Source organism: Isoptericola sp. GX10416 (assembly GCF_056590155.1).
In genome coordinates, this window is record NZ_JBWPVO010000037.1 from 1 (window position 1) to 1007 (window position 1007).

Here is a 1007-nt window from a genome sequence, read left to right on the forward strand (position 1 = left end):
TTCCTTTCATGCCTAGTTCTTCTGCCGCGCAGGAGCTGCCGGTGGCGACGCCGGCGCAGCACCTGCTGGGCGACGTGAAGTCGTCACCCGTCAAGGCGCGCAAGCGTAGGTACAAGCGTGAGGACACTCGCGCGGGTTTTCTGTTCTTGTCGCCGTGGATCCTGGGTTTTGTGGGTCTGACGGCGTTCCCGATGTTGGCGTCGTTGTATCTGGCGTTCACGGATTATGACTTGTTCACCGCCCCGGAGTGGGTGGGGTGGGAGAACTTCACGGATCTGTTCGCTGATCCGCGGTTCTTGCAGTCGGCTCGGGTGACGGCGGTGTACGTGTTGTTGGGCACGCCGATCAAGCTGGGTGCGGCGTTGGCGGTGGCGATGTTGTTGAACATGAGGCATCGCGGTCAGGGCGCGTACCGGTCGATCTTCTATGCGCCGTCGTTGATCGGGGCTTCGGTCTCGATCGCGATCGTGTGGAAGGTCATGTTCATGGACGACGGCATCGTCGACCAGGTCCAGCAGGTGTTCGGGATCGAGATCGGTGGCTGGGTGGGTAACCCGGCGTTCTCGGTGCCGATGCTGATCTTGTTGGCGGTGTGGGGTTTCGGGGCGCCGATGGTGATCTTCCTGGCGGGGTTGAAGCAGATCCCTGCCGAGCTGTACGAGGCCGCCGAGTGCGACGGTGCGGGTCCGGTGCGCAAGTTCGTGGCGATCACGTTGCCGATGCTGAGCCCGGTGCTGTTCTTCAATCTGCTGCTGGAGACGATCGGGGCGTTCCAGGTGTTCTCCTCGGCGTTCATCATCTCGGGTGGGTCGGGTGGTCCGGCCGGTTCGACGATGTTCTACACGCTGTACCTGTACCTGCGGGGATTCCAGGACTTCAAGATGGGTTACGCCTCGGCGATGGCCTGGGTCCTGGTGGTCGTGGTCGCTGCGATCACGCTGCTGATGTTCCGCACGTCCAAGGGTTGGGTCCACTACACGGGAGACGAACGATGACCACGCTCACCC

General features: G+C 62.4%; 1 protein-coding gene. It reads left to right on the forward strand.

What is annotated here, in order from left to right; genetic code table 11:
• Positions 1-8 precede the first annotated feature (8 nt).
• Positions 9-995: a carbohydrate ABC transporter permease gene (locus tag ACWAT2_RS19335; protein ID WP_480049259.1), complete on the forward strand. Its 987-nt coding sequence runs from the start codon at positions 9-11 to the stop codon at positions 993-995.
• Positions 996-1007: the final 12 nt, after the last annotated feature.

Coding starts and splice junctions, on each gene's coding strand:
- ACWAT2_RS19335 (WP_480049259.1), top strand. CDS start 9: ATGCCTAGTTCTTCTGCCGCGCAGGAGCTGCCGGTGGCGACGCCGGCG.